Origin of the sequence: Lachnoanaerobaculum saburreum DSM 3986 (assembly GCF_000185385.1) — a bacterium.
GTDB classification, from domain to species: domain Bacteria; phylum Bacillota; class Clostridia; order Lachnospirales; family Lachnospiraceae; genus Lachnoanaerobaculum; species Lachnoanaerobaculum saburreum.
On record NZ_GL622296.1, the window covers coordinates 1,044,852 to 1,049,162 of the forward strand.

Below are 4,311 nucleotides of genomic sequence, written 5' to 3' on the forward strand. Positions count from 1 at the left end.
TGCTATCTATTTCCCGACAGCCCCTTTTTTATTGCAAGGAGATGTAGTGTCCAAGGCAGGATATATTTGTAACGGTTTATGTGACAGACAAATCATCATTTTATTAGCGACATTTTATTAGATACAATGTCGAAATTTCAACATACTGATCCAATTTGGTGCATAGGAAGTTTGGATTAATTATAATAATCTGATCACCACAAGCCTTCCGCTTTGGCATAATTGACAAGTACATAGAAGGCCTTTTTATTTTACAAAATGTTTTAATAAATAATATCACCCTACAATTCATCTTAAAAAATGATTCTTAAATGAATTTCAATATTTTTTTATCGAATAACAATATATTTTTATTGCTAAACATTAAATTATATGTTATCATGCTCCCAGCATTAATAATTTTTTTACAGCTTGTAAATATCTATATATAAAGTAGGAGGTTGTAATGAATTGGACACAAAATAAAAGTATAGCTTTATCTAAGGTATGTGTATTTGTTTTTGCCATATTGGGTATACTGCTTAATATTTACATACACCATGATATAAAATTTATTATCTTAAGGCGCATTTATATTCCTCTTTCCAAGGAAGAACTCATCGGAAAGTATGTCATTTTCAGTATGATTACAGTTTACATACTTGATATACTTGCCTATACCGCCCTGTTTCTCCTATATAAACTCTTATGTAACATACATAAGTCCAAAGTATTTATAGCAGAAAATGTCAAATACCTTAGACTGCTTTCATGGTGCTGTTTTATCGCCTCATTTGTATGCTTTATTTTAACATTTTTCTATCTGCCTTTTGTACTACTCGTCACAAGTACTGCATTTATGGCTCTTATACTGAGAGTAGTTAAGAATGTGTTTACAGAGGCGATAGAAATAAAGCAAGAAAATGAGTATACCATATAAGGAGAAAAGTTATGATTATGGTAAATATAGATGTGGTAATGGCAAAAAGGAAGATGTCTGCCGGGGAGCTTGCAGAGCGAATAGGCATTACAGCTGCCAATTTGTCCATTCTAAAAAATAATAAAGCCAAGGCGGTACGATTCTCCACTTTGGAGGCTATATGCAGAGAACTTAACTGCCAAGTAGCGGATATACTGGAATATGTACCTGACGAAAACTAAAGGAGGTTTTTAACATGAGCGAAAATTTATCAGATAATTCTACAGCTATAAATTCAGATAATAATGCAACTGCAAGTGCAGACAATAATATAGCTGACAGTTCAAACAACACTGCAAGTGCAGGCAACAATATAGCTGACAGTTCAAACAACACTGCAAGTACTTCCACAGCCGGTGTTAATACAGAGGCCACAACTTCAAATAATACTCCTATAAAAAAAGAGCCTAAATATAAGTTTGAAACAGTAGATATAATAATGCTGCCCGTTGTATTTATACTGGCATTTTTATGCACAAAATATTATAACTTAAATACAGGTATAGCAAATTTAGGTTTGGGAGCTACCGTATACATAGTACTTTATGTTATCTCAGTGCTTGCATATGCTAAATTAAAGGCTGTTAAGCTCAATAATGAAAGTATTATTTTGTCGATGCTTATGATACTTTTAGCCATAAGCTTTACTGTTTTTTATAACTATTCCCTTAATATATTTATGCAAATAGCTATGAATTTTATGCTTATTTACTTTCCTGTAACGGTATTTAACAAGCTTATAAAAAGCGAAACTTCAGCGCTTATATTATATGACTATATCAATGCACTTGTATTTATTCCTATACATAATGCTACTGCTTTTTGGATTTGTATGTTTTCAAAGAGGGTAAAAAGTGCTTCAAATACAAAGACTAAGTACTTTTTGCATATTTTTTTCGGACTTTTGATTGGCACTCCGTTTATAATAATTGTCATTTTCCTGCTTTCAAGTGCAGATGCTACTTTTAAAAATATTTTTGACAATTTATTCAACCTCGATATCAGTGTTCCTAAAAATATCGGAACTCTTATATGGTCACTACCTATGGCAACCTACCTGTACGCACTTATCTATGGAAGTTCCATAGAGGATAATTCAAAGTCTTTTAATATAGATAAGTTTAATAAAACTATGGATAATGTCGCTTCCATACCAAGACTTAGTTTATACACCGTTAATGCAGTTATTTGCTGCTTTTATATTCTTTTTATAGGCATACAGGTTATATATTTTATAGATATTTTAGGCGGTTCTTTGCCGGCTGATTTTACCTATTCAGAATATGCAAGAAGAGGATTCTTTGAACTTCTGGCTGTTGCCTTAATCAATATAGTATTTATTGCGGTAGCTAAGGTTTTATCAGTTAAAAATGAAAATAATAAGTATATGCATATTCATATACTCCTAAATTCAATATTAACATTGTTACTTATATCGGTTGCATTTGCCAAGATGTATCTGTATATAAGCACTTATGGGCTTACAACACTGCGCATAATTCCAAGTGTATTTATGATTTTCTTATGTTTTGTATTTGCCTTTATCATAATAGGAGAATTTAAGAAGAGCTTTCCTGTTACCAAATTAAGTTTCTATGCAGGAAATATACTTTTTGTACTTCTTTGCCTTGCCAATATAGACGCAGTGGTTGCCGGGTATAATCTTAATGCCTATATGAACGGTAATCTGCCATACTATGATATATATGATCTTAGGGAAAGTGATATGGCTGCAATGCCTGTTATTTACAAGGCTTGGAAAAACAGTTCCGATAAAGAACTTAAAGATAAGCTGTACTTCTGCGCAGAAGGTATAATGGGATATTATTCTTTTGATATAGATGAACCTATCAGTTATAATTACGCCGGAAATAAGGCTTTCGAAATAAAAAAATATATGAATCTAAATTAAATGTAAGTAAAAGGCTGCCAAACAGCAATTAAACTGTTTGACAGCCTTTTTGCTTAAGTTTATTTGTCAATAAGGGTTACAAAGAACTCTCCGTCTTCCAAAAACTCTACATTTATATAATTATCACCGTCAAAATACAGTATATCTCCGGGTGTTAAATCATGTATTTCTTCGTCATTAAGAAATACCCTTACCGCTCCCTTTACCACAGTAAATATTATATATGCCTCAGCATGGTTGTGCTTTGGAATTAAATCTCCCTTAACCCCTGCCTTCTTTACAACATTAAACTTATCTTTAGCAAATACAAGACCTTCAGCATTTTTTACTTCTCCAACCATAAAACTCCTTTCTAAACTATCAGTTGAATTACTTTATAAGTATAGCATATCAAGACGATAAATTCGGTATTATTTTATAGACTCAAATTTCCAACACCTTTAAGGTGTAACGCACATTGAAAATTCAATATTTCAGCCAATAAAAAAGTTTTTTGTAAAATACCGATTAGGTAAACTTTTGAAAAATGCAACAGCACAAAGGAAAAAGGTGTTTCGGCAATCTCACTTTTGAGATAAAAGTTTAGCAACATCTTTGTAGGTAAGAGAATGTATATGCAGCAACAAACAGAAACATTATTGGTCCCAAAAGAACGATTACAGGAAAGCGTAGAGAACTTGCTCAAGCAAAAACACCAAGGCAATGTGGACAACTTTGCTTGGTCCATGTTTGAAATAATGCTACCGCAATCCCACCGGCTTTAGACGGTGGGTTAAGGTAGCAAAAAATAGATATTTGTGATACAATAACTAGCGTTATGGAGTATAGAAATCAAAGAATAGACACAAATATTTATTACAGTATCATATTATTTTTGTATGTAAGTATAGAAAAAAGCTTTTAGCATTAAAAGAAATGTATGCGATATTTCTGAAGAAATGTTAAAGTAATATATAAAAAAATCAAGGGTAGAAAGGTGGGTGAGCTTAATGTTAAAGGCATATAGATATCGGATTTATCCAAACAAAGAGCAAGAAATACAGTTAGCAAAGACATTTGGCTGTTGCCGTTTTGTGTATAATCAAACCCTTGCGTACAGAAAAGATGCTTATGAAAAAGAAAAAAAGTTTGTCAGTAAAACAGATTGTAATAATTATTGTAATAGAGAGCTGAAAAAAGTTTATGAATGGCTAAAAGAAGTAGATAAATTTGCTTTAACAAATGCAATTTATAATATGGATAGTGCTTATCAAAAGTTTTTCAAAGAACATGCAGGTTATCCGAAGTTTAAGAGTAAGCACAGTAATCGTAAATCATATACAACTAATTTTACAAATGGGAATATAACTGTAGATTTTGATAGAGGAAGAATAAAGCTGCCAAAATTAAAAAGGGTAAAAATAAAATTACATAGAAAATTTTCAGGTCGGATAAAAACAGT

5 protein-coding genes and 1 pseudogene are annotated in these 4,311 nt (G+C 31.6%); 5 read left to right on the forward strand and 1 reads right to left on the reverse strand.

Annotation, left to right across the window (positions count from 1 at the left end):
* Positions 1-445: 445 nt before the first annotated feature.
* The 3 genes from HMPREF0381_RS04915 to HMPREF0381_RS04925 are packed head-to-tail and all read left to right on the forward strand — an operon-like array spanning position 446 to position 2,870.
* Positions 446-919 (forward strand): DUF2975 domain-containing protein, encoded by a 474-nt coding sequence (locus HMPREF0381_RS04915; RefSeq protein ID WP_008750795.1) that lies wholly within the window; start codon positions 446-448, stop codon positions 917-919.
* A gap of 11 nt (positions 920-930) precedes the next feature.
* Complete coding sequence (locus tag HMPREF0381_RS04920) at positions 931-1,140, forward strand: helix-turn-helix domain-containing protein (RefSeq protein ID WP_008750796.1); 210 nt, start codon at positions 931-933, stop codon at positions 1,138-1,140.
* Positions 1,141-1,154: 14 nt separating this feature from the next.
* Positions 1,155-2,870 carry a DUF4153 domain-containing protein gene (locus tag HMPREF0381_RS04925; RefSeq protein ID WP_008750797.1) on the forward strand — a complete coding sequence of 572 codons (1,716 nt, stop codon included), beginning with the start codon at positions 1,155-1,157 and terminating at the stop codon, positions 2,868-2,870.
* 59 nt (positions 2,871-2,929) lie between these two features.
* On the opposite strand, the gene HMPREF0381_RS04930 is transcribed toward HMPREF0381_RS04925, so the two are convergent.
* On the reverse strand, positions 2,930-3,211 hold the full coding sequence (locus tag HMPREF0381_RS04930) for a cupin domain-containing protein (protein WP_008750798.1): 282 nt from the start codon (positions 3,209-3,211) through the stop codon (positions 2,930-2,932).
* Between the two features lie 487 nt (positions 3,212-3,698).
* Here HMPREF0381_RS04930 and HMPREF0381_RS16055 point away from each other — a divergent pair.
* Both HMPREF0381_RS16055 and HMPREF0381_RS04935 read left to right on the forward strand, forming a co-directional pair.
* Positions 3,699-3,788: pseudogene (locus HMPREF0381_RS16055) on the forward strand (IS200/IS605 family transposase); the annotation flags it as partial.
* A 71-nt stretch (positions 3,789-3,859) separates the two neighbouring features.
* The coding region (locus HMPREF0381_RS04935) for an RNA-guided endonuclease TnpB family protein (protein ID WP_008750800.1) at positions 3,860-4,311 on the forward strand (452 nt) is incomplete at its 3' end.

Excerpts from the sequence above, each read along its gene's own strand:
- HMPREF0381_RS04925 (WP_008750797.1), top strand. The coding sequence starts at position 1,155 with ATGAGCGAAAATTTATCAGATAATTCTACAGCTATAAATTCAGATAAT.
- HMPREF0381_RS04930 (WP_008750798.1), bottom strand. The coding sequence starts at position 3,211 with ATGGTTGGAGAAGTAAAAAATGCTGAAGGTCTTGTATTTGCTAAAGAT.
- HMPREF0381_RS04915 (WP_008750795.1), top strand. The coding sequence starts at position 446 with ATGAATTGGACACAAAATAAAAGTATAGCTTTATCTAAGGTATGTGTA.
- HMPREF0381_RS04920 (WP_008750796.1), top strand. The coding sequence starts at position 931 with ATGATTATGGTAAATATAGATGTGGTAATGGCAAAAAGGAAGATGTCT.